The 1,523-nt window shown below is 67.3% G+C and carries 2 protein-coding genes; one reads left to right on the forward strand and one right to left on the reverse strand.

What is annotated here, in order from left to right; translation table 11 throughout:
- Positions 1-35: 35 nt before the first annotated feature.
- Entirely contained in the window at positions 36-650 is a 615-nt protein-coding gene (locus ACFWFI_RS42650; protein ID WP_387401350.1) for a YceI family protein, read from the reverse strand.
- A gap of 241 nt (positions 651-891) precedes the next feature.
- Between ACFWFI_RS42650 and ACFWFI_RS42655 the strand changes: the two genes are divergently transcribed.
- Positions 892-1,413 carry a hypothetical protein gene (locus ACFWFI_RS42655; protein ID WP_387401352.1) on the forward strand — a complete coding sequence of 174 codons (522 nt, stop codon included), beginning with the start codon at positions 892-894 and terminating at the stop codon, positions 1,411-1,413.
- The last annotated feature ends 110 nt before the right edge of the window (positions 1,414-1,523 follow it).

Raw genomic sequence — 1,523 nt, forward strand, 5'->3', positions numbered from 1 at the left:
GGGGAGGACCGGCGGGCGCGCTCGGTACGGGGGTCTCAGGCCTGCGGGGCGGCCTTGATCGCGGAGATGTCGAAGTTCAGCTTCACCTTGTCGCTGACCATCACACCGCCGGTCTCCAGGGCGGCGTTCCAGGTCAGGCCCCAGTCGGAGCGCAGGATGTCGGCGCTGCCCTCGAAGCCGACACGCTCGTTGCCGTAGACGTCGGTGGCGGAGCCGTTGAACTCCAGGTCGATGGAGAGCGGGCGGGTGACGTCCTTGATGGTGAGGTCGCCGGTGACACGGTAGGTGTCGCCGCCCAGCTGCTCGGCCTGCGTGGAGCGGAACGTCATAAGCGGGAACTTCTCGGCCTCGAAGAAGTCGCCGCTGACCAGGTGGCCGTCGCGGTCGGCGATGCCGGTGTCGACGCTGGAGATCTTGACGTCGATGGAAGCGGAGGAGGCTGCGGGGTCCGCGCCGTCCAGCGTGAGGGTGCCCTCGTGCTCACCGAAGGAGCCACGCACGTTGGTGACCATGGCGTGGCGCACGGTGAAACCGATGCTGCTGTGCGCAGGGTCGATCGTGTAGGTGCCGGTCAGGGCCGCCAGCGCCGGGTCCACGGCGAGGGTGGCGGTGGTGGACGGGGCGGTGTTCTTGCGGTTGAACAGAGCCATGGCTCCTCCTCGGGGACGTGTTCCGACGCGTCCTGCAGAGCAGGCCGCCGAACGTTTGGTTTAACCTTCAACGAGATTGACTGTAGACCTCTTTTGTTCAAAGTTCAACATCAAGGGTCCAGGCCGGTCCGAAAGTCGCGGATTGCCGCGCGAGGCCTCCGGTCGCCCCCTGGCGGACGCGCGTAGAGCTGGGGCACTATCTCCCTGCCCCCAAATTGTCATGAGCAGGAGGACTCCCCCCATGCTGACCCGTCCCAGACTCCGCTCGGCCCTCACCGCTCTCGCCCTCGTCCTCGGCGTGCTCTTCGCGCCCGGAGTGGGCGTCCTCGGCGGCGCCACCGAGGCGCACGCCGTCACCAAGCTCACCCACTCCCAGGCGACCTCCCGCTTCAGCTCGTCCGGGATCACCTGGTCGTCCTCGGGCGGCTGTTCCAACCGGAACGTCTCCACCTGCACGTCCTTCGACCAGCTCAACCTGCCCAGCGCCCAGGGCGCCCAGACGCTGAAGAGCGCCACGGGCTGCGCGCTCAACATCACCGGGGGCACCGAGACCGGACACGCCAGTGGCACGTACTCGCACTGGAACGGCTACAAGCTCGACTTCGGCAAGAGCACCTGCCTGACGAACTACGTGAAGGGCGTGTTCAGCTACATCGGCCTGCGTGGAGACGGCGCCCCGCAGTACAAGTCCGGCTCCGGCAACATCTACGCGGACGAGGGCAACCACTGGGACGTGACGTACTACAACTGCGGCGGCTGCTGACCTCGCACGCACAGCCCTCCGCACGCAGGTCCCCGCACGCAGAGGTGCCCCCCGCCGCCGCCGGACGGGGGCACCACGGGTCCGCTCAGACCAGTCTCTTATAAACAAAA

The sequence above is a fragment of the Streptomyces sp. NPDC060209 genome (genome assembly GCF_042728155.1).
Lineage (GTDB): Bacteria > Actinomycetota > Actinomycetes > Streptomycetales > Streptomycetaceae > Streptomyces.